The organism is Actinomyces oris, assembly GCF_006546825.1.
Lineage (GTDB): Bacteria > Actinomycetota > Actinomycetes > Actinomycetales > Actinomycetaceae > Actinomyces > Actinomyces oris.
On record NZ_VICC01000004.1, the window covers coordinates 412,873 to 433,275 of the forward strand.

At 67.4% G+C, this 20,403-nt stretch carries 15 protein-coding genes; 12 read left to right on the top strand and 3 right to left on the bottom strand.

Features of this window, described 5'->3' with window-relative positions; all coding sequences use genetic code 11:
- The first annotated feature begins 57 nt into the window (after positions 1 to 57).
- The 11 genes from FK267_RS06070 (at position 58) to FK267_RS06120 (ending at position 15,716) form a co-directional block, all read left to right on the top strand.
- Positions 58 to 2,538, top strand: coding sequence for an N-acetylmuramoyl-L-alanine amidase (locus FK267_RS06070; RefSeq protein ID WP_141406609.1), 2,481 nt, complete (start codon positions 58 to 60; stop codon positions 2,536 to 2,538).
- A gap of 123 nt (positions 2,539 to 2,661) precedes the next feature.
- Complete coding sequence (locus FK267_RS06075; RefSeq protein WP_141406610.1) at positions 2,662 to 4,704, top strand: rhamnan synthesis F family protein; 2,043 nt, start codon at positions 2,662 to 2,664, stop codon at positions 4,702 to 4,704.
- A 97-nt stretch (positions 4,705 to 4,801) separates the two neighbouring features.
- Entirely contained in the window at positions 4,802 to 5,857 is a 1,056-nt protein-coding gene (locus FK267_RS06080; protein WP_020991747.1) for a glycosyltransferase family 2 protein, read from the top strand.
- Positions 5,854 to 6,321, top strand: coding sequence for a GtrA family protein (locus tag FK267_RS06085; RefSeq protein WP_075374382.1), 468 nt, complete (start codon positions 5,854 to 5,856; stop codon positions 6,319 to 6,321). Before FK267_RS06080 ends, FK267_RS06085 begins: the two co-directional genes overlap by 4 nt.
- A complete protein-coding gene (locus tag FK267_RS06090) occupies positions 6,311 to 8,320 on the top strand; it encodes a hypothetical protein (protein ID WP_075378557.1) in 2,010 nt (669 codons plus the stop codon). Before FK267_RS06085 ends, FK267_RS06090 begins: the two co-directional genes overlap by 11 nt.
- Before the next feature lie 35 nt (positions 8,321 to 8,355).
- Positions 8,356 to 9,198: an NAD-dependent epimerase/dehydratase family protein gene (locus FK267_RS06095; RefSeq protein ID WP_075374384.1), complete on the top strand. Its 843-nt coding sequence runs from the start codon at positions 8,356 to 8,358 to the stop codon at positions 9,196 to 9,198.
- Between the two features lie 74 nt (positions 9,199 to 9,272).
- Positions 9,273 to 11,153, top strand: a complete 1,881-nt coding sequence (locus tag FK267_RS06100) for a rhamnan synthesis F family protein (RefSeq protein ID WP_070510634.1) — start codon at positions 9,273 to 9,275, stop codon at positions 11,151 to 11,153.
- Complete coding sequence (locus FK267_RS06105; protein WP_075374385.1) at positions 11,150 to 12,256, top strand: acyltransferase family protein; 1,107 nt, start codon at positions 11,150 to 11,152, stop codon at positions 12,254 to 12,256. Before FK267_RS06100 ends, FK267_RS06105 begins: the two co-directional genes overlap by 4 nt.
- A 184-nt stretch (positions 12,257 to 12,440) precedes the next feature.
- Positions 12,441 to 13,535 carry an NAD-dependent epimerase/dehydratase family protein gene (locus FK267_RS06110; protein ID WP_141406611.1) on the top strand — a complete coding sequence of 365 codons (1,095 nt, stop codon included), beginning with the start codon at positions 12,441 to 12,443 and terminating at the stop codon, positions 13,533 to 13,535.
- Positions 13,536 to 13,539: 4 nt separating this feature from the next.
- Positions 13,540 to 14,406: an ABC transporter permease gene (locus FK267_RS06115; protein WP_141406612.1), complete on the top strand. Its 867-nt coding sequence runs from the start codon at positions 13,540 to 13,542 to the stop codon at positions 14,404 to 14,406.
- A gap of 8 nt (positions 14,407 to 14,414) precedes the next feature.
- Positions 14,415 to 15,716, top strand: coding sequence for an ABC transporter ATP-binding protein (locus FK267_RS06120; RefSeq protein ID WP_141406613.1), 1,302 nt, complete (start codon positions 14,415 to 14,417; stop codon positions 15,714 to 15,716).
- A 27-nt stretch (positions 15,717 to 15,743) separates the two neighbouring features.
- Here FK267_RS06120 and FK267_RS06125 read toward each other — a convergent pair whose 3' ends face one another.
- The 3 genes from FK267_RS06125 to FK267_RS06135 form a co-directional block, all read right to left on the bottom strand.
- Positions 15,744 to 16,817, bottom strand: a complete 1,074-nt coding sequence (locus tag FK267_RS06125) for a glycosyltransferase family 2 protein (RefSeq protein WP_141406614.1) — start codon at positions 16,815 to 16,817, stop codon at positions 15,744 to 15,746.
- A 136-nt stretch (positions 16,818 to 16,953) separates the two neighbouring features.
- The gene (locus FK267_RS06130; RefSeq protein ID WP_141406615.1) at positions 16,954 to 17,964 is read right to left on the bottom strand and encodes a glycosyltransferase family 2 protein; all 1,011 of its coding nucleotides are present in this window, start codon (positions 17,962 to 17,964) and stop codon (positions 16,954 to 16,956) included.
- A complete protein-coding gene (locus tag FK267_RS06135) occupies positions 17,961 to 19,067 on the bottom strand; it encodes a glycosyltransferase family 4 protein (protein ID WP_141406677.1) in 1,107 nt (368 codons plus the stop codon). The genes FK267_RS06130 and FK267_RS06135 overlap by 4 nt, the downstream gene beginning before the upstream one ends.
- Positions 19,068 to 19,240: 173 nt before the next feature.
- Here FK267_RS06135 and FK267_RS06140 point away from each other — a divergent pair, with 173 nt between their 5' ends.
- Positions 19,241 to 20,362: a glycosyltransferase family 4 protein gene (locus FK267_RS06140; RefSeq protein WP_101558649.1), complete on the top strand. Its 1,122-nt coding sequence runs from the start codon at positions 19,241 to 19,243 to the stop codon at positions 20,360 to 20,362.
- Positions 20,363 to 20,403 lie beyond the last annotated feature (41 nt).

The window sequence follows — 20,403 nt, forward strand, 5'->3', positions numbered from 1 at the left end:
GTCGGTTGTGATGGTGAGGCCTGATGGACGCCCGTCGGTATCACCTCAAAGGAACCCATGAACGTCCCTCGCGCACTTGGTCGCATCGCTCCCCGCGGCGGCCATCGCCTCAGTGGCCATGCCGGTGGTCTCAGCGCCCGCGCACACGCGTGCCGCTCTGCCGGGCTCATCGCCCTGACCTCGCTGCTCCTGTCCAGCCTGGTCCCCGTGGCCGGTGCCGCTCCGGGTGCCGGCGACTCCGGTGGTCAGGGCGAGGCCCCCGCTCCGGTGCAGATCCTCGACCTGACCACCGCTAGCGGGCAGGCCACCGAGGTGGCGCAGTCGGGGCTCGACGACGTCCAGGCCTCGCCGGGGCAGGGCTCCGGCTCGGGGTCGCGCGATGGGGCGGGCGCCCAGACGCCAAGGCCGTCGACCGAGGAGGCCAGTGGCTCCGATAACGCCGCCTCGGTGAGCCCGGCGACGGTGCGCGGTGCAACCGCCACCGTGCCCGCCCTCGCTCAGGCCACGGGCGCAGCCGACGCGCCGGCCCCGTCGATCCTGCCGGCGGCCACGGACCCGCAGGCGGACGCTGCCTTGCTCACCGACCCCCTCGAGGTCGACCGCTTCTTCGTCGCCGGCTTCACCTGGACCGGCGGCGCCGACCTGCCCGACGGCGTGCGCATCTACCTGCGCGTGCGGGAGAACGGGAGCTGGTCGCCCTGGTACCTGAGCGAGGCGGCCGACTCCGGCCGCGACGATCGCGCCACCCCCGGCACGGGGGAGTTCGTCACCGGCGGGGCCGACGCGATCCAGGCCTCCGTCGTCGGCAGCTCGCTTCCCGCCGGGCTCAAGCTGGCCATGGTCCCCTCCCGCCCGCAGGGCGAGGAGGTCCTCGGTGCAGACGACCTCAAGACCACCGAGGCTGCACCGACCCCCGTCATCGAGGATGCCTCCGCCATGGAGAACCAGGGCACTCAGGTGGATCCGGCCGCCATGACGCTGTCCGCGAGCCCCGCGCCGGTCGCCCAGCCGGCCGCAGCATCGGTTGCTTCGCCAGCCACGGCACCAGCCACTGTGCCTGTCGTTGCGCCGGCTGCGACGACCGCCAACGGCCTGCCGGTTGCGGTGACCACCCGGGCCGAGTGGGGGGCCAATGCCTCCTACATGAGCTGGGATCCCGAGTACGCGAGAGCCGGCCACGTCGTCGTCCACCACACCGCAGGCACCAACAGCTACTCAGCAGGCCAGTCCGCCTCCATCGTGCGGGGCATCTACTACTACCACGCGGTCGTCCTGGACTGGGGCGACATCGGCTACAACTTCCTCGTCGACAAGTTCGGCACCGTCTTCGAGGGGCGCTCCGGCTCCGTGGCGGCACCGGCCGGCAGGATGAGCATCGGGGCGCACGCCCGCGGCGTCAACACCGGCACCATGGGCATCTCCATGATGGGGGACTACAGCACGGTATCCCCCTCGGACGCCCAGCTGAGCTCCGTGGGCAAGATGGCCGGATGGTTCCTCAAACGAGCCGGCATCTCCGATGTCACCGGCTGGGCGGGCCTGCACGTGTGGACCACCGAGCGCTACCAGGCCGGCTCCACCATCTCCATGCCCCGCATCCTCGGGCACCGCGACGTCGGCTACACCACCTGCCCCGGCAATGTCGGCTACTCCAAGCTCGGCACCATCCGCGCCATCGCCAAGGCGCAGGGCTCCTCCCCGCAGGGGGGAAGCAGTGGTGCGTCGTCGACCGTCCCCCAGGACCATCCGGGAGCCGTCGCCCTGCGCAGCGCCCTGGGCGTCAACGGCTGGATCGGAGCGGCCACCTCCGGCGTCCAGGCCTCCACCAAGGGTGGGGTGTTCCAGAGCTTCGAGCACGGGGTGGGCTACTGGAGCCCGGCGACTGGTGCGCAGTTCGTGGGTGAGCCGGTGCTCAGTGCCTGGGGCGCTTACGGCTATCAGACCGGGTCCATGGGCTACCCGCGCAGTGGTGGCGTGGTAGGAGTCGGCGGCAGCCGTCACCAGATCTTCGAAGGCGGCATCGCCTACTGGCGCCCCGGGGGCCGGGTCAGCTTCATCCACGGCTCGATCCTCAACGCCTGGGCCGCCGCCGGCTGGGAGCGCTCCTGGCTGGGGCTGCCCACCTCCAACGAGACCGCCTCCACCATGGGTGGGGTGTTCCAGCGCTTCGAGCGCGGGGTGGCTTACTGGAGCCCGGCGACTGGTGCGCAGTTCGTGGGTGAGCCGGTGCTCAGTGCCTGGGGCGCTTACGGCTATCAGACCGGGTCCATGGGCTACCCGCGCAGTGGTGGCGTGGCGGGAGTCGGCGGCAGCCGTCACCAGATCTTCGAAGGCGGCATCGCCTACTGGCGCCCCGGGGGCCGGGTCAGCTTCATCCACGGCTCGATCCTCAACGCCTGGGCCGCCGCCGGCTGGGAACGTTCTAAGGTGGGGCTGCCCACCGGGCGCGCAGTGCGCCAGGCCGACGGCACCACGACCCAGACCTTTGAGAAGGGCAGCATCTCCGTGGCGCCCAACGGGAAGGTGACCATCCGCTGACATCCCGCACCGGGGGAGCGGCGAGGCGGCCAGAAGTGCATGAGACAGCTCATGAGACACTGGCCGCCTCACCGCTTCCTTACCAGCCGCCTTCATCGACCACCTGCCGGGAAGGACCTCCACATGAACCGAGGACTCGTCTACTTCCACTTCGATCCTCATCATCAGGTCCGCGACTACGTCGTCGCCGCGCTCAGCTCCCTGCGGCCCCACGCCAACCACATCCTGCTGGTCTCCAACTCACCCATCAGTGAGGTCGACCGCGCCCGCCTGGCGACCTGCTGTGATGAGATCCTTCCGCGTCCCAATGAGGGGCTCGATGCCGGCGCCTACCGAGCCGGCCTGGAGCACCTGGGCTGGGAACGGCTCGCCGACTTCGACGAGCTCATCCTGACCAACCACACCTACTACGCGCCGCTGCGGCCCTGGGAGGAGGTCCTCACCCGCGCCGCGGGCTGGGGCGATATCTCCTTCTGGGGTATGACCGAGCACGCCACCATGCGCCCCCACCCCTTCCTCGCCCAGCGCGAGCTGCCCCGCCACCTCCAGTCCCACTGGATCGCGGTGCGCCGCAGGCTCCTGACGGACCCGGCCTTCCGGGAGTACTGGGAGCAGATGCCGCCGGTCTCCTCCTACCGCGACTCCATCCAGTGGCACGAATCGCGCTTCACCGGCCACTTCGCCGAGCTCGGCCACACCTGGCAGGTCGCCTTCCCCGTGGACCGCTACCGCTCGGAGAACCCGGCCATCGAGGAGGCCCCAGCGCTGCTGGCCGACGGCTGCCCCCTGCTCAAGCGCCGCGCCCTCTTCCACGACCCGCTCCACCAGGACCGCCAGGCCGTCGTCGGCGGGGAGCTGCTGGAGGCCGCCGCCCGGGCCGGCTACAGCGAGGACCTCATCCTGTCCGACGTCGTCCACACCGCGGCCGCCCGCGACCTCATCGTCAATGCCGGCCTCACCGAGGTCGTGACCGGGTGCGTCCCCGGGGCCGCGGGGGCCGGTGCCGAGACGAGCTCGCCTGAGCGGCGGCCCACGGGCTGCGTCGTCGTCCACGTCCCGGCCGGGAGGGAGGCGCTCGAGCGTGCCGAGGCCGATGGCCTGGCCCGGCGCCTGGCGAGCCTGCCGGCGCACTGGCGGGTCGTAGTCACCTCGCCCGAACGGCTGGATGCCGCCGACCTGGAGCGGGTCACCGGCCGCCGTCCCAGCCAGGAGGACACACAGGAGGCAGCGCACGGGGAAGGGGATGTGTCCTTCCGCTTGGTGCGCGACCTCGACCCGCGGGGCACGACCGCCTTCCTCACCCAGTGTGACGACCTCTGGGATCCCGGACGCGGCGACGACGGTGACGAGGGCGGCGACGGTGGCCCCCTGGTCCTGCGGATCACCGTGGGGCCCCCGCCCGTCCCCGGTACGCGGGCCGACGACGTCGCCCACCGGCAGGCACTCGACTGCCTGCTGGACTCGCCGGGGTACACGGCCGGCCTCATCGACCTCTTTGTGCGTCACCCCGGCCTTGGCGTGGCCATGCCCACCGCCGGCCACATCGGGCAGGCTCATGGAGGACCCACGTGGGACGGGCTGGCCGGCGCCGCCAAGGCCCTGTCCCGGCGGCTCGGTCTGAGCGCCGAGCTGGATCCGCTCGCCCCCGTGGCTCCTCCCGGCGCGATGTTCATGGCCCGCCCCGAAGCGCTGCGCACCCTGAGTGAAGGGGCCAAGGAGCTCGTGCGGCTGACCGACCAGGCCGCCGCCGGAGCCGAGCAGTCCGCCGAGCGCCTCAGACGCGCCCGCGCCGCCGAGGTGCTCGAGCTGCTGACCGTCTATGCGGCCATGTCCAGCGGCTTCCACCCCCGCGAGGTGCTCACTCCGGTCTGGGCCGGGCGGCTCTACGGGGCCCTGGCCTACAAGCATCGAGTCGTCACCGCGGACCTTCCGGCCCAGACCGATGAGCAGGTCAGGTTCCTCCAGGCCCGGTTCGGACCGCTGGCCGGAGTCGGCGCCCGGGTGCGCACCTACGTTGACGTCCACCACCCCGACATGGGCAGTGCTCTCAAGCCCGCCTACCGCTACCTGACCGGTGGGGCCTCGGGCCTGGCGCGCGCCGCGACGAGTGCCGGCAGGCGTCTGCGCGGTGTCGGCCGCCATCGGGAGGAAGACAAGGGGGATTGAGCGAGGTGTTAGCATAACGAGAGGTGCTCCCCGCACCTCCTGCCGGCATGGTCGGGTATGCCCCTTGGAGCCCCTGTTGGAGCCCCTGCCTCGATCAATGAGTCACGTGAGGACCTTTGACCTGTCCATGAAGAAGATCAGCGTCGTCATCCCCAGTTACAATGAGGAAAAAAGCGTCAGGTTGATGTATGACCGACTGAACTCGGTATTTCACACGCATCTTCCTCAGTACGACTACGAGATCATCTTCGTCGATGACTACTCGACGGACGGCACCCGCGATGCGATCCGCGCTCTGGCGGGTGAAGACAAGCGGGTGAAGGCCGTCTTCAACGCCCGTAACTTCGGTTTTCACCGGAATGTCTTCTCGGCGCTCACCTACGGCTCGGGGGACGCGACCTTCATGCTCTTCGGCGACCTCCAGGACCCTCCGGAGAACCTCCCGGAGTTCGTGGCCCGCTGGGAGGCCGGAGCCAAGGTCGTCATCGGGCAGAGGAGATCCTCTGATGAGGGCTTCATCATGACGGGATGCCGTCACCTCTACTACAAGCTCATCGACTGGTTCGCCGACACCCCTCAGATCGCGCGCTTCACCGGATACGGGCTCTACGACGTCGAGTTCATCGATGTTCTGCGGCAGATCGGCGATATTCAGCCCTACTTCAAGACGGTGGTCGCCGAGTACGGGATCGGGCTCGAGATCGTCCAGTACGATCAGGCCCAGTCCTCCCGAGGAAAGTCGAACTTCAACTTCCTGCGCAACTACGACTTCGCCATGCAGGGCATCACCAGCTCCACCAAGCTGCTGATGCGCATGGCCACCTTCGTGGCCACCTTCGTCGGCATCATCTGCCTGGGTCTGGCCACCTTCGTCCTGGTCAAGAAGCTCATCGATTGGAACGCCTATCCAGTGGGAGAGGCCTCGCGCACCGTGGGCCTGTTTTTCCTGGGCTCCATCCAGTTGTTCTTCATCGGAATCCTGGGCGAGTACATTCTCAGCATCAACGGGCGCGTCGTCAGCAAGCCTCGCGTGGTCATCGGTGAGCGCCTCAACTTCGGGCCCTCCGAAGGTCCTTCGAGCTTTGGAGGCGGCCCGGCGTCGTCGCAGGCGGGTCCCTCCGCGCAGGAACGCCCCGGCGGGAACGCCTCTTGAGCACCCTCCAGGAGAAACTGCGTCCCCTCCTTGCGCAGTTCGGGCGATTCCTCGTCGTCGGCGGCATCTCCTTCAGCGTTGACTTCGGCCTCTTCACCGTGCTGTACGGGCTGGGCGTACCCCACCTCATCGCCAGTGCGACATCCTTCTCCACCTCAGTGGTCCTCAACTACATCCTCTCCAGGCGCTACGTCTTCGAGGCGCAGGAGAATGTCAGTGTCCTCAAGGAATTCACGCTGTATGTTCTGCTCAACGTCGTCGCACTGGGCTTGAACACACTCATCCTCTACGTCTGCGCCGACCTCGCCGGCATGAGCCCCTTCCTGGGGAAGATCCTCGCCACGGCGATCGTGCTCATCTACAACTTCATCTCCCGCAAAGCCCTCCTGGAGCGTCTCGGCGCCTCCGGCGGGGCGACCACTGTCCACCACCCCGATGAACAGGCAGGCTCTCGTGTCCGGTAAGTCCGCGAAGAACAAAACGAGTCAGGTCAAGAACAACGACGCCGAGAAAACCGATCACGACTCCACGCCGCAGACCCGCTCCGCCGCCGGCCTCGCCACGCGGATGCGCGCGCTCACTGAGACGACGAGCGATCAGGGACGCCGGCTGGTCGAGCGCGTGGTGGACAGCCGCTTGGGCTCCTGGTGGAGCAGTACCGAGCGTCCCGGCCTCGTGGACTGGGCACTGCTGGGAATTATCCTGATCGGCGCCTACGCCTTCTTCCTCTACGGGGACGTGCGAGCCACCTTCGAGCACTCCTTCAACTTCCTGGACTCGGTTCTTCAGGGGAGGATCAGCGACTTCTACCGGATCGCGATCGAGCACACCTCGACCGGACACCCGGCGGTCTACGACGTTCCGCTCTACCTGCTCTTCGGGCTGTGGAACCTGCCGACCTACATCATCTACCGGATCACCGGCTTCCAGTACCTGCTGTCGACGCCGGCACAGCTGTGGCTCAAGACCATGATGGTGCTGGCCGCGCTTCTCGCCGCCAAGGTGCTGGTGGATATCGCGCGCGACCTCGGCGTCAGCCGGCAGCGCAGCAAGTGGGTCGCCTTCTTCTTCCTGTCCTCGATGACGTTGTTCGTCCCGGTCTTCGTCATCGTCCAGTACGACATCATCATGATCGTCTTCATCCTGCTGGGACTGCGCGCCTACCTGCGCGGCCGGCTGGGCAGGTTCCTGCTGTGGTTCGCGATCGCCAACACGCTCAAGCTCTTCGCCCTGTTCATCTTCGTGCCGCTCCTGCTGCTGAGGGAGAAGCGGCTGCGCGTGGTGGCCCTCCAGGTCGTTGTCGGGCTCATCGGTCTGGTCGGGTGCCGCGCCATCTACCACGGCAATGTGGCCTACAAGGCGTCCACCGGCGGATTCATGAGCAGCATGCTTCAGAGGCTCACGGCCGTGGGGGTGCCGTGGCAGAGCAGCATGATTCCGATCTTCGTGGTGTTCATGGTCGGGATCGTCATCTTCGCCTACCTGCGCCGCCCTCAGGGGACGAAGGCCTTGGCGGCCGACGCGGTCTACATCTGCATGGCCATCTACCTCGTCTTCGCCACGGTCGTCCCGCTCAACCCCTACTGGGCCGTCATGGTCTCGCCCTTCGCGGTGCTCATCATCTTCCTCAACCCGCGTCACGTGCTGCTCAACTCTGCTCTTGAGGTGGGTGTTGGAACCGCGTTGTTCCTCATGTACACCTTCACCGGTTTCTCCATGTACAACCGGTCGATCCTCGATCAGCTGCTCCTGCCTCACCTGATGACTCCAACGGCGCAGCCCCGGTATGAGACCCCCGCGCAGTTCCTCGACGTCATGGGAATCAGCCGGCAGGGCTCCTTCATCGTCGGCTTCATGATCGCCTGCGCTCTGGCGTTCCTCTTCATCAACTTCCCGCGCACCGAGATGGTCGAGAAGCTGGGGCAGGGCGAGCGGGTCCCACGCTCCGCGGCCTGGTCGCGTCTGACCATGCCGGCGGCGTTCAGCGCGCTGGTGCTGCTCCCCTACTTCGTGCCGGCTGCTCCTGTGGCGTACTCGGCGGTCACCGACACCCCTCAGGCGGGGAGCGTCAACATCCTCGGCGATGGGGCCAGGGTCTCCGAGACCATCACCCTGCCGTCCACCGTGGAGGTCAGCTCCCTCAATATCGCCTTCCTGGCCGGAGACATCCAGTGGCTCGACTCCTCGGTGGTCAACGTCGAGGTCACGGACGCCTCCGGTGCCCGGGTCTTCAAGACCGCGGCGCCGGCGAACTCCCTCCACGAGGGTCTGCACGAGTTCCCGGCCAAGGGACTCGTCCTGCGCGGTGGCGAGAAGTACACCGTGACGATCACCAGTGAGCTGACCGAGGGCGGCAGCGCCGTCGTCGAGATCAATCCCGCGGTCGACCAGTTCCCGACCACGGAGAACGGAATGACCGTCAACGGCGATCTCCTCATGTCCATCAACGGCAGAACCAAGTGATTGCTCCACAACCGCACCTGTTAGGATCCAGAACCATGGCAAAGACAGTTCTCGTCACTGGAGCAGGCGGCTACATCGGTCGCCACGTCGTCACCGCGCTCCTGGAGCGCGGCCTGGACGTCAAGGCCCTCGACCTGCGACTCGACGGCGTCGACGAGCGGGCGGAGAGGCTTACCCTGGACCTCTTCTCCGGGGACGCCGACATCTACGACCAGATGGGGCACCCCGACGTCGTCCTGCACATGGCCTGGCGCGACGGCTTCAAGCACGCCTCGTCCGCCCACATGGACGACCTGGCCAAGCACGTCAACCTCATTGAGAACCTCTATGCGGGCGGTCTCAAGCAGCTCGCCGTCATGGGCACCATGCATGAGGTCGGCTACTGGGAGGGTGCCATCGACGAGAACTCCCCGTGCAACCCCGCCTCGCTGTACGGCATCGCCAAGAACGCACTGCGGGAGACCACCTTCCTGTCGGCCAAGGCACACGACGCCGTCGCCCAGTGGATCCGCGCCTACTACATCGTGGGCGACGACAAGTTCGGCAACTCGATCTTCTCCAAGCTCCTGGAGGCCGCCGAGGAGGGGCGCACCACCTTCCCCTTCACCACGGGTAAGAACCGCTACGACTTCATCTCCGTGGACGAGCTGGCCACGCAGATCGCCGCGATCGTGGACCAGACTGAGGTCGACGGCATCATTAACGCCTGCACCGGTGAGCCGATGAGCCTGGCCGAGCGCGTCGAGGCCTACATCCGGGACAACGACCTGGACATCACCCTGGAGTACGGAGCCTTCCCGGACCGGCCCTACGACTCGCCGGGCGTGTGGGGTGACCCGACCAAGATCCGCCGTATCCTCGCCTCAAGCGCGGGCTGACGCGCCCGGGAAACCCTATTACTCCGCTCTCCCGCTACGGTGAGCGGCTCGAACCACTGCCCAGAAGGGACATTATGGCAACGCTCGGCCAGGACCCGAAGCGACTCGGGATCTTCTTCTTCTTCGACGCTCAGGGCATCGTGGACTCCTACGTGGAGACCCTGCTCACTGACATGGTCAAGAACCTCTCCGAGCTGGTCATTGTCGTCAACGGTGAGTTGACCGCCAAGAGCTATGCCAAGCTGACCGCCTTCACGGACAACATCATCCTGCGGGAGAACAAGGGCCTGGATGCCTGGGCCTACAAGACGGCCATGGAGAGCTACGGCTGGGACCGGCTCGTCGAGTTCGACGAGGTCGTCCTGTTCAACGCCACCATCATGGGACCGGTGTACCCCTTCGAGGAGATGTTCACCGAGATGGCGGGTCGAGACATCGACTTCTGGGGAATCACCTGGTTCCATCTGGCTCCCGGAGACCCCTTCGGGCACGCCCTGGAGGGGTACCTGCCCCGTCATCTTCAGTCCCACTTCCATGCCTACCGGCGTTCCCTGGTCTCCTCCAAGGCCTTCCAGGACTACTGGGACAACCTTCCTCAGATCAATTCCTACGAGGATTCCGTGGGGCTCCACGAGGCGCCCTTCACCCAGCGCTTCGAGCGGCTGGGCTTCACCTCTGACGTGTATGTCAATACTGAGGACCTCGAGGGCTTCACCCTGCAGCCCATCCTCTTCGCCCCCAAGCAGCTCATTGCGGAGAGGCGCTGCCCCATCTTCAAGCGCCGCTCCTTCTTCCACAGCTACGAGGACGTGCTTCACCAGGCCGTGGGTAACGCAACCGTGGAGCTCTACGAGTACCTGCGCGACCACACCGACTTCGACACGAACCTCATCTGGGACAACGCCCTGCGCTCCATGAACATGGCGGACCTGGTCAAGAATCTCCAGCTCACCTACGTCCTGCCCACGCAGGCGGTGGCCCGCGAGCCCAAGCCGCAGAAGGTCGCCCTCATTGCGCACCTGTACTACATGGACCTCCTGGAGCCCACGCTCGCCTACGCCCGGTCCATGCCCGAGGGGACAGATTTCATCCTCACCGTCGGTTCTCAGGAGAAGGTGGAGCTGGTGGAGGAGGCCTGCAAGGATCTCCCCTACAACGTGACCGTGCGCCTCATTGAGAACCGGGGTCGGGACGTCAGTGCGCTCCTGGTGGGCTGCAAGGACATCGTCAGCGACTACGACCTCGTCTGCTTCATACATGACAAGAAGGTCACCCAGCTGAGCCCGTACACCGTGGGCGAGGGCTTCGCCCGCAAGTGCTTCGACAACCTTCTCCCGACTCGAGAGTTCGTCGAGAACGTCATCTCCACCTTCGACTCGGAGCCCCGACTCGGTCTGCTGTCGCCGACCCCTCCCAACCATGCCGACTACTTCCCGATCTACTCCTACAGCTGGGGGCCGAACTTCGATCGCACGAAGATGCTCCTTGAGAAAGAGTTGAATCTGAGCGTCCCGCTCGATGCTCACAAGGAGGTCATCGCCCCGCTGGGCACCATGTTCTGGTTCCGGCCGGCCGCTCTCAAGCCGCTCTTCGACCACGACTGGCAGTGGGAGGACTTCCCGCCTGAGCCGAATGACATCGACGGGACCATCCTCCACGCCATCGAGCGCGCCTACGGCTATGTTGCGCAGGCCTCGGGCTACTTCTGCGGATGGCTCTTCTCCGACTCCTTCGCGAGGATCGAGCTGACGAATCTGTCGTACTACACCAGGGAGTTCACCACCGCGGTGTCACAGCACTGGGGGGTTGACGTCGAGCAGCGAATGGTCCAACAGATCCGTAGTGCTCGCAGCACTCGTCAGCAGGTCAAGGATCAGGTCAGCCGCTGGATCCCGACCGCAGTGCGCTCACCCCTCAAGAGTGCCTACCGCCGAGTCAGGAGGATCGGGGAGTGACCGAGACGGGCGGGTCGGCGGGGGCGGCGGGTGTCAAGCCGGTCGCCAGGAAACGGACCAGGATCTTCTACCTCGATCTGGTCCGAGCCTTGGCAGCGCTTCTCATCGTCCTCACCCACTTCAACAACCCCTACCTGGCTGATGGCGGCTACGTCCTGACCAACTTCCCCTTCGGCATCTATGTGGGTGGGTTGGGCGTCTCCTTGTTCCTCATCATCTCCGGGGCCGCCCTGACGGTGACCTATCGGAGACCGATCAATCTCAAACGGTTCTACTGGAAGCGCTGTCTCAACATCTACCCGATGTTCTGGACCGCCTGGGTCCTTGCGACGCTCTACTTCTTCGTCACGACCGGGGGGCGGCCGCCCAACAGTGCCCCGACCCGCTCCCTCATCTTCACGGTCCTCGGCGTGGACGGCCTGGTCGCCAACTTCCAGGTGCGTACCGCCTACCTCCTGGGGGAGTGGTTCCTCGGGTTCATCCTCCTGTACTACCTCGTCTTCCCAGCGCTTTTGTGGGCCATCGACCGCTTCCCGGTCGTCACCGGCGTCGTCATCCTGGCGGCCTATGCCGCCACCGTGATCGTCATGCAGCGCTACTTCGCGGGCTACCCCTCGGCGATGATCCTCACGACCAGACTCCCCGAACTGGCCTTCGGCAGCTACTTCGTCCTCTACGTCCGCCGGGTTCACTGGGCCGTCGTCTTTCCGGCAGCCGCGGTCCTGGCCGTCTCGGCGATGCTCCCCGAGGAGATCCCCGAGGACGTGGCCACCACACTCGTTGGCATCTCGGCCTTCCTCATCCTCGTGGTCGTCGGTCGCTATGTGGCGATCCAGCCGGTACGTGCGCTCGTCGACCTGATCGCCAAGTACTCCTATCCGATCTTCCTGGTCCACCACGTCGTCATCATGGTCCTCTTCGAGAAGATCAACGTGGCGGGCTTCGTGCCGGTTCAGCGCTACACGATGCTGGCCGCGACCTGCGTCATCGTCTTCGGCCTGTCGGTGGCGCTGGTGAGGATCACCGACCACATCGTCGCTTTCGTCACCAAGGCCTTCAAAGGCATGAGCTGGCATCCCGAGGTCTCCGAGGTCGAACGCTGATATGTTCGGCGTGCGGCTCCGGGCAGGGACGAGCTCGTGTCCAGCGCCTCTGAGGCGTGTCGAAGGCAACGGCGGCCGCCGGCCCGCACGGCTCCGGGAACGCCGAGAATAGTGACGAGGCCGTTGTACGACGCGTGAGAGCTCGTCCCACCGCCCCGACTCGACTACACCAAGGGAGACCCTCGTGACCCGTACCTGCCTCGTGACCGGTGGTGCCGGATTCATCGGCTGCGCGATCTCGCATGACCTGGCGGACGCCTTCGACCGTGTCGTGGCCCTGGACAACATGCACCCGCAGATCCACCCCTCCCAGGCTCGCCCTGCCGAGCTCGACGAGCGCGTGGAGCTGCGCCGCCTGGACGTGTCCGTCGCCGAGGACTGGGACTCGCTCCTGCCCGAGGTCGCGCCGGATGCCATCGTCCACCTGGCGGCGGAGACCGGGACTGGCCAGTCCCTCACCGAGGCCTCCCGGCACGCCAACGCCAACGTCGTCGGCACCACCCAGATGCTCGACGCCCTCGTGCGCCACGAGATCCGTCCCGACAAGATCGTCCTGGCCTCCTCCCGGGCCGTCTACGGCGAGGGGAAGTGGATCGATGCTGCGGGACACCCCTCCTACCCCGGGCAGCGCACCCACGCGATGCTCGAGGCCGGTCAGTGGGACTTCACCGGCCTGACCCCCTCGGTCCAGTCCTCCACCGAGGTCAAGGCCTCCCCGGCCAACGTCTACGCCGCCACCAAGTTCTGCCAGGAGAACCTCGTGACGTCCTGGTGCGGCTCCTTCGACGTTACCCCGGTGCTCTTCCGGCTTCAGAACGTCTACGGACCCGGCCAGTCCCTCATCAACCCCTACACCGGCATCGTCTCCCTCTTCGCCCGCCTGGCCAAGCAGGGCCAGTCCATCCCGGTCTACGAGGACGGCCAGATCGTGCGGGACTTCGTCTTCATCGACGACGTCGCCTCCGCCATCGTGGCCGGCGTCCTGCACTCGCCGGCCACCTCCACGCCCTACGACATCGGCCTGGGGGAGCGGACCACCATCATGCAGATCGCTCAGACCATCGCCGAGCACTACGGAGCGCCCGCACCGCACGTCACCGGCCAGTTCCGTGACGGCGATGTGCGTGCCGCCTGGGCGGACACCGCGCGTGCCCGCCAGGCGCTGGACTGGGAGCCCCGGGTCGGCGTCACCGAGGGCATCAACCGGCTGTGTGACTGGATCGATGCCCAGGAGGGGGCGGTTTCCCCAGCGCCCACCGGCACTGCGACGGAGGTGTGAGCCTATGAAGCTCTCTCGACTGCTCCGCTCGGAGGATGCCCGCCAGACGCTGGACCTCACCCTGCGGCTGACTCAGCGCTCGGTCTCCTCGGAGTTCAAGGGCACGGCCCTGGGGCGCCTGTGGTCATTCATCAACCCCCTGGCCACCATCGCCATCTTCGCCCTCATTTTCGGCGTCGTCTTCCGCGGAGGCGTGGAGCCGGGCCGCAACTCCGGCATCAACTCCTTCGCGCTGTGGATCGGCATCGGGGTGCTCAGCTGGACCTTCTTCTCCAGCGGCATCATGGCCTCCATGAACGCCCTCGTGGACAACGCGGGGCTCCTCACCAAGGTCTACTTCCCCCGCCAGGTCCTCATCTACTCCGCGGTCCTGTCACTGGCCGTGGACTTCGCCTTCGAGCTGCTCGTGCTGGTCATCATCGCCATGATCTTGGGAGGGCCGGGAGTCCTGGCGATGATCCCGGCACTGCTCGTCGTCACCGTACTGGTGGGGATGTTCGCCGTCGGACTGGGCCTCATGCTGTCCATCGCCACTGTCTACTTCCGGGACCTGGGCCACCTGTGGCAGATCTTCAACCAGATGTGGATGTACGCCTCCGGGGTCGTCTTCCCCCTGACCATGGTTAACAAGGTCCAGAACGACCTGTTCGACAAGGGCTGGCAGGTCAACGGCGGGCCGATCCCGCTGACCACGATCCTGCGTCTCAACCCCGCCGAGACCTACCTCGAGGCCTTCCGATCCTGCCTGTACGACTTTGCCCTGCCGTCGCTGCCCGTCTTCCTAGCCTGCCTGGCATGGGCGGTCGTCATGCTTACGCTGGGCCTGGTCTTCTTCCGCCGGCACTCGGCGAGTATCGTTGAGGAGCTCTGACACGCCAGATGACCGCATCAACCGGATCGTCCGCATCATCACTCACGTCGTCGGTGTCGGCTGCCTCGGCATCATCCTCGGCAGTGCCAGCCGTGCGCATCGAGGACGTCTCCAAGCGCTTCCGGATCTATCACCACCGCAATCAGTCCCTCAAGGGCGCCATCCTGCAGCGGGGCCGCGGCGTCTACGAGGACTTCTGGGCGCTCAAGGACATCACCTTCGACATCCCCGAGGGCAAGACCTTCGGGCTCATGGGGCACAACGGCTCAGGCAAGTCCACGCTGCTCAAGTGCATTGCTAAGATCCTGGCTCCCGACTCGGGCTCCATTACCGCCCGGGGGCGCATGGCCGCCATGCTGGAAGTCGGCTCGGGCTTCCACCCCGAGCTCTCCGGGAGGGAGAACATCTTCCTCAACGGCGCCATCCTGGGGATGAGCCGCAAGGAGATCGAGGCCAAGTTCGATGACATCGTCGACTTCTCCGGGGTGGGTGAGTTCATCGACCAGCCGGTGAAGAACTACTCCTCGGGCATGTACGTGCGCCTCGGCTTCTCCGTGTCCATCCACGTCGAGCCGGAGATCCTCCTGGTCGACGAGGTCCTGGCCGTCGGCGACATGGAGTTCCAGGAGCGGTGCATGGACAAGTTCGCCGAGTTCCGCGAGGACGGCCGCACCGTCGTCGTCGTCTCCCACGGCCTGGAGCAGATGCGCACCTTCTGCGATGAGGTCGCCTGGCTCGACCACGGCCACCTCAAGGAGGTCGGCCCGGCCCCAGAGGTCATCGACAAGTACTCCGACGTCACCCACGGAGCCAAGAAGGTCAAGGAGGGCCAAGGCACCCGCTTCGGCAGTGGTGAGGCCCAGATCCGCCGCATCGAGCTGCTCGACCGCACGGGCCGGCCGGCGACCTCCATGCGTACCGGGGACGAGGCCACCATTCGCCTTCACTACCACTGCGAGGAGACGATCGAGAAGCCCGTCTTCGGCTGCTCCATCGACACCCGTGAGGGCATCTTCGCCTGGGGGCTTCACGGCCTCGACGACGGCTTCCAGCCCGAGAGGATCGAGCCGGGGGAGGGGACCGTGGACATCTCCATCCCCGCGATGATGCTACGGCCGGGCGCCTACCTCATCTCCGCCTCCATCCAGCCCTGGCAGCTCTCCAGCGTCATTGACGCCTACCAGAAGGCCACGGCCTTCGACATCATCCCCGGGCCGCGCATGGAGTCCGGGGGCCTGGTGGCCCTGGGGGCCCACTACGAGCGGATCGACCCGCCTCGCCCCATGTTGAAGCACACCAAGGACGACTGAGGCTCGGCGGGCGGACAGTGCCGCTACTCAGCGTCTCTGCATCTTCTTGACCCCTTGGGCCACAGTGCGGAAGAAGGGCTTGGCCGTGGCCTCCACATGGTCGACCTTCAGGTTGATCTCATAGGCGTGCATAAGGACCTGGCGCATCGTGTCATGCAGGTCGCCGATGGTGAAGCGTAGGTCGTGCATGGCCTTCTTAAGGTGCGCGATCTCCTCGTCCTGCTGCTCCAGCCTCTTCTGGATCCGGTGGTAGTACTCCGCTGAGACGAGCAGGAGTCCGAGGTTCTCGGAAGCGGCCGCCACGCCCTGCGGGGAGGACTCGGTCCCGGTGCAGCTCACGGACAGACGGGCGTAACGGTCCCGGATGGCGAGGTTGTCGGTACGGTGGTGGGCGGCGTCGACGACGACGGAGTTACCCATCGTCCCGTCGGTGGAGTCACGGTGGTGCCAGTGCGCCAGCGGCTCGTCACTGATGAATCCCACCGGGGAGGTCGCCAGCAGCCGCAGATTGAAGTCCCAGTCGGCCTGGGTCAGCAGGGTGCCGTCCCAGTGGCCGATGCGATCGGCCACCTCACGACGGATGAGCTGCGAGATCGGCGGGACATAGTTGGCCACCATCGTGTCGATGAGGGTCCAGCTCTCCCTGTCCTGCGTCATCACCCACCGGCCACGCTCGACCAGGCCGTCGTCGGTGACTATCTCATCGACGACGTCGCAGCGCGTCGCCACGGCACCGTGCTCGGGGTGGTCATCGAGGTGGGCCACGCAGGCGGCCAGGAAGCCGGGCTCCCAGGAGTCGTCGTCGTCATGGATCGCGAAGAACTCGCAGGAGGAGACGGCCAGACCGTCCTCCAGGGCGGCCTCGCGCCCGTGAGAGGTCTCGTTGGTGACCACCCGGGTGCGCTCCCTGAGCCACTCGGGAGCGCTCTCCAGAGCGCTGTCCACCGACTCGGTGCTTCCGGCGTCATTGACGATGACGAGCTCGAGGTCCTGGAAGGACTGCGCCCCGACCGACTGGAGTGCGCGCCTGAGCATCAGGGGACGGTTACGGGTCCGGGTCACCACGGTGACTCGGGGGGATTGTGCGGCGTGTCCAGCCATTGTCGGGGATCCTCCTTGATCTGGTCAGGGGCGCATCATGCTTGGCGATGTTACCGAACCGCCTGGGGCGTCTGACAAGGTTTCAGCCCCGTCACTGTATCGAGTGGGGTGGCGCTGGCGTAGGCGCTTGCCACAATCAACAACTTCTCGCCGAGCCGCGTGCGCGGCTCCTCGCCCGCCGATGCAGCTCGCGGGGCAGGCCGGCGAGAGCCTGAGCCAGTCCCCTCAGCACCGGGCCGCGCTGCGGTCCTCGCAGGGAGCGCACCAGCGTACGGGCCAGTGCCTGCATCACCACTGGGGCCGGACTGTGGGCAGCTGCCGTTAGGATCCGGTTGCGGACGTTGACCCGGATGAACATCGGTGAGTCCGTGCCCGAGGAGGAGGCGTGCTCGTGGCGCGCCACGGCCTCACGCACGTAGAGGACTCGCCACCCGCGCTCACGCAGGCGCCAGGACAGGTCCGTGTCCTCGTAGTACATGAACAGGTCCTCGCGAAAGCCTCCCAGGGCTTGCCACGCCTCACGTCGGATCGCGCAGGCGCCCCCGCACAGGCCGAAGACCTCACTGGGGGAGTGCTCCTGCCCAGCAGGCACCAGCCAGTCCCGGTCATAGCCGTTGCCGGAGGCGTCCACCAGGTTGCCCGTGGAGTTGACCAGGACCTCCCCCTCGCCGCGGGCAGCGGCCTCATCGTCAACCCGGGTCCACCGCCCGGTGCGGGGGGAGACGAGGGCGTCCCGCTGGCCGGGGGTGGCGGGTTTCCAGCGGCCGGCCAGCAGAATCCGCGCCGTGGTCGCGGCCGGAGCCGCCGCGGACGGCGGGTCGCCCAGGGGGGCCAGGAGTGCCTCGAGGAAGCCGGGCTCGGCCACCGCGTCATTGTTGAGCAGGACGAGGACATCCTCGACCATGCCCCGGGCCCCAATGTTGACGCCGGCGCCGAAGCCCCGGTTCTCAGGGGACTCGACCACCGTGAGTCCCTCTCGGCGCAGACGCTCGGCCGAGCCGTCGCCGGAGGCGTTGTCCACGACGACCAGCACGTCCCCGTCTCCCAGCTGCTCACGGATGGAGCGGGCCGTCCGGATCGTCAGCTCGGCCTGGCGCCAGTTGACGACGACGACGCGAGCTGAGGGACGCCTGACGGGCTGGGTCACACCGCACCCCCGATCAGGGCGTGATAGACCTCCGTGTGCGCGGCGGCGCAGGCCTCCCAGGTGAAGGTCCGGGCGCGCTCGCGGCCGGCCTCGGCCAGCTCGTCGTGCTGCGGTCCGATGGCCTGGGCGAGCAGGCCGGCGATCTCACGCGGCGAGGCGGGGTCGGCCAGCAGGCCGGCCTGTCCGCACACCTCGGCCATGCAGGTCCCAGCACTGGTGACCACCGGGGCCCCATAGGCCATGGCCTCCAGGACCGGCAGGCCGAAGCCCTCCCAGATGGAGGGGAAGCAGAAGGCGCGGGCGCCGCTGTAGGCGGCCGCCAGCTCGTCGTCGTCGAGCCTGCCGGTGACGTGGACCCGATCACCCAGGCGGGTCAGCAGCTCGCGCTCGGCGGCGTCGTCGCCCCACCCGGCCGGACCGACGAGGACCAGGTCGAGGCCGCCGGCGTCGTCATGCTCCTCGATGAGGAGGGCGAAGGCGCGCAGCAGTCCCAGCAGGTTCTTGCGGGGCTCACGGGTACCCGTCCACAGGACGTAGTCGCGCGTGAGGCCCCGGGCGGCTCGGAAACCCTCGACCTGCTCGTCGGTGACAGTGCGGGTGCGCACCCCGTGGGGAATGACGTAGAGGCGGGCGGCGTCGATCCCCGCCGCGATGCAGTCGTCGGCGGTGGCCTGGGAGGGGACGACGATGGCGCTGGCCTCAGCGATGACGCGCTCCAGGCAGCGGCTGAAGTAGGCGTTGCCGCGCGCGGTGAAGTGCTCGGGTGAGCGCAGGAAGGCCAGGTCGTGCACGGTGACGACCAGCGGCAGCGAGGTGGGGGGCAGCGCCCAGGTCGTGGCGTGGATGAGCTGGGCGCCGGGCAGGATGGACTCGGCCCGCGGCAGCCCCAGACGGTTCCAGGACTCGTACAGGGCGGTGCGCGGCAGGTGGGAGGAGCGCATCGGCATCGGCGGCAGTCCGACCTGGCGCGGCGAGGCGGCCCCCTGGTGGTGGGCGGCGATCCCGGCCACGGGTACCCGCCGGGCGCGCAGGGCCTGGGCGAGCTCGACAATGTAGGTGCCCGAGCCCCCGGGCACGGGCTGCCACAGCTGCTCCACCACCATGCCTACGCGTGGTCCGCGGGGGCGAGCCGGTGGACGGGGGCCCTTGGCGGTGGAGGACGCGGTGCGGGAGGCGGGGGAGGGGGAAGGGGCCGGGGAGTGCGCCGGGCGGGAATGATCTGCGCTCATGGGCTCAGAGTACGGGGTGACCGCGCCAGGCGCGGTAGCCTGCCGTCATGAAGGTTCTTCTCGATGCGACGGCGATCCCGGCTGACCTCGGAGGCGTGGGTCGCTATGTCGACGACCTCGTGCCCGAGCTCATCGCCTGCGGCGTCAACCTGGCCATGGCCGTCCAGCAGCGGGACGTGGCGCACTTCTCCGCCAAGGTGCCCCGCGCCCACCTCTTCCCGGTCTCGCAGTCCATGGAGTCGCGCGGCGCCCGGATGGCCTGGGAGCAGACGGGGCTACCGGCACTCATCCGCCGCATCCGCCCCGACGTCCTGCACTCGCCCCACTACACCTTCCCGGCCCTGCATCAGGTACCCGTGGTCGTCACCCTCCACGACGCCACGTTCTTCTCCCACCCGCAGGCGCACTCACCCCTCAAGCAGAGGTTCTTCACCAGCGCCATCCGCCGGGCCGTGCGCCGGGCCGATGCACTCGTCGTGCCCTCACAGGCCACTCGCGACGAGACCATCAAGTACGTCGGAGGCGACCCCGAGCGCTTCCACGTCGCCTACCACGGCGTGGACACCTCCGTGTTCCACCCGGTCGACGACGCCGAACGGGCCCGCGTGGCCGCCTCCCTCGGACTGGAGGGCCGGCGCTACATTGGCTTCCTGGGGACCCTGGAGCCCCGCAAGAACGTTCCCAACCTGGTGCGCGCCTGGATCGACGTCTTCCGTGACTGTGAGGACGCCCCGGCCCTGGTCCTGGCCGGCGGACCCGGGTGGGACGAGGACATTGAGCCCGCCCTGGCTCAGGTGCCCCGGCACCTGAACGTCCTGCGGCCCGGCTACCTGCCCCTGGAGGACCTGCCCGGATTCCTGTCCGGCTGCGAGATCCTGGCCTATCCCTCCATCGGTGAGGGCTTCGGCCTGCCGGTCCTGGAGGCCATGGCCTGCGGGGCCGCCGTGCTCACCACCCGCGAGCTGAGCCTTCCAGAGGTCGGGGGCGACGCCGTCGCCTACTGCGGATCGGACGTCCAAGCCATTGCCCGGGGCCTCGTGGTCCTGGACGCCCAGCCCGAGCGGCGCCGGGCCCTGGGGGTCGCCGCACTCGAGAGGGCCGCCGAGTTCACCTGGAGGGCCTCCGCCCAGGCGCACGTCGAGGCTTACCGCGCCGTCCTGGCGCGCTAGTGCCTACCCCTGAGCGGAGCGCGGTAAGCCGTTTGTCCTTG

Coding starts and splice junctions, on each gene's coding strand:
- FK267_RS06070 (WP_141406609.1), top strand. CDS start 58: ATGAACGTCCCTCGCGCACTTGGTCGCATCGCTCCCCGCGGCGGCCAT.
- FK267_RS06075 (WP_141406610.1), top strand. CDS start 2,662: ATGAACCGAGGACTCGTCTACTTCCACTTCGATCCTCATCATCAGGTC.
- FK267_RS06080 (WP_020991747.1), top strand. CDS start 4,802: ATGAGTCACGTGAGGACCTTTGACCTGTCCATGAAGAAGATCAGCGTC.
- FK267_RS06095 (WP_075374384.1), top strand. CDS start 8,356: ATGGCAAAGACAGTTCTCGTCACTGGAGCAGGCGGCTACATCGGTCGC.
- FK267_RS06100 (WP_070510634.1), top strand. CDS start 9,273: ATGGCAACGCTCGGCCAGGACCCGAAGCGACTCGGGATCTTCTTCTTC.
- FK267_RS06115 (WP_141406612.1), top strand. CDS start 13,540: ATGAAGCTCTCTCGACTGCTCCGCTCGGAGGATGCCCGCCAGACGCTG.
- FK267_RS06120 (WP_141406613.1), top strand. CDS start 14,415: ATGACCGCATCAACCGGATCGTCCGCATCATCACTCACGTCGTCGGTG.
- FK267_RS06125 (WP_141406614.1), bottom strand. CDS start 16,817: ATGGCTGGACACGCCGCACAATCCCCCCGAGTCACCGTGGTGACCCGG.
- FK267_RS06135 (WP_141406677.1), bottom strand. CDS start 19,067: ATGGTGGTGGAGCAGCTGTGGCAGCCCGTGCCCGGGGGCTCGGGCACC.
- FK267_RS06140 (WP_101558649.1), top strand. CDS start 19,241: ATGAAGGTTCTTCTCGATGCGACGGCGATCCCGGCTGACCTCGGAGGC.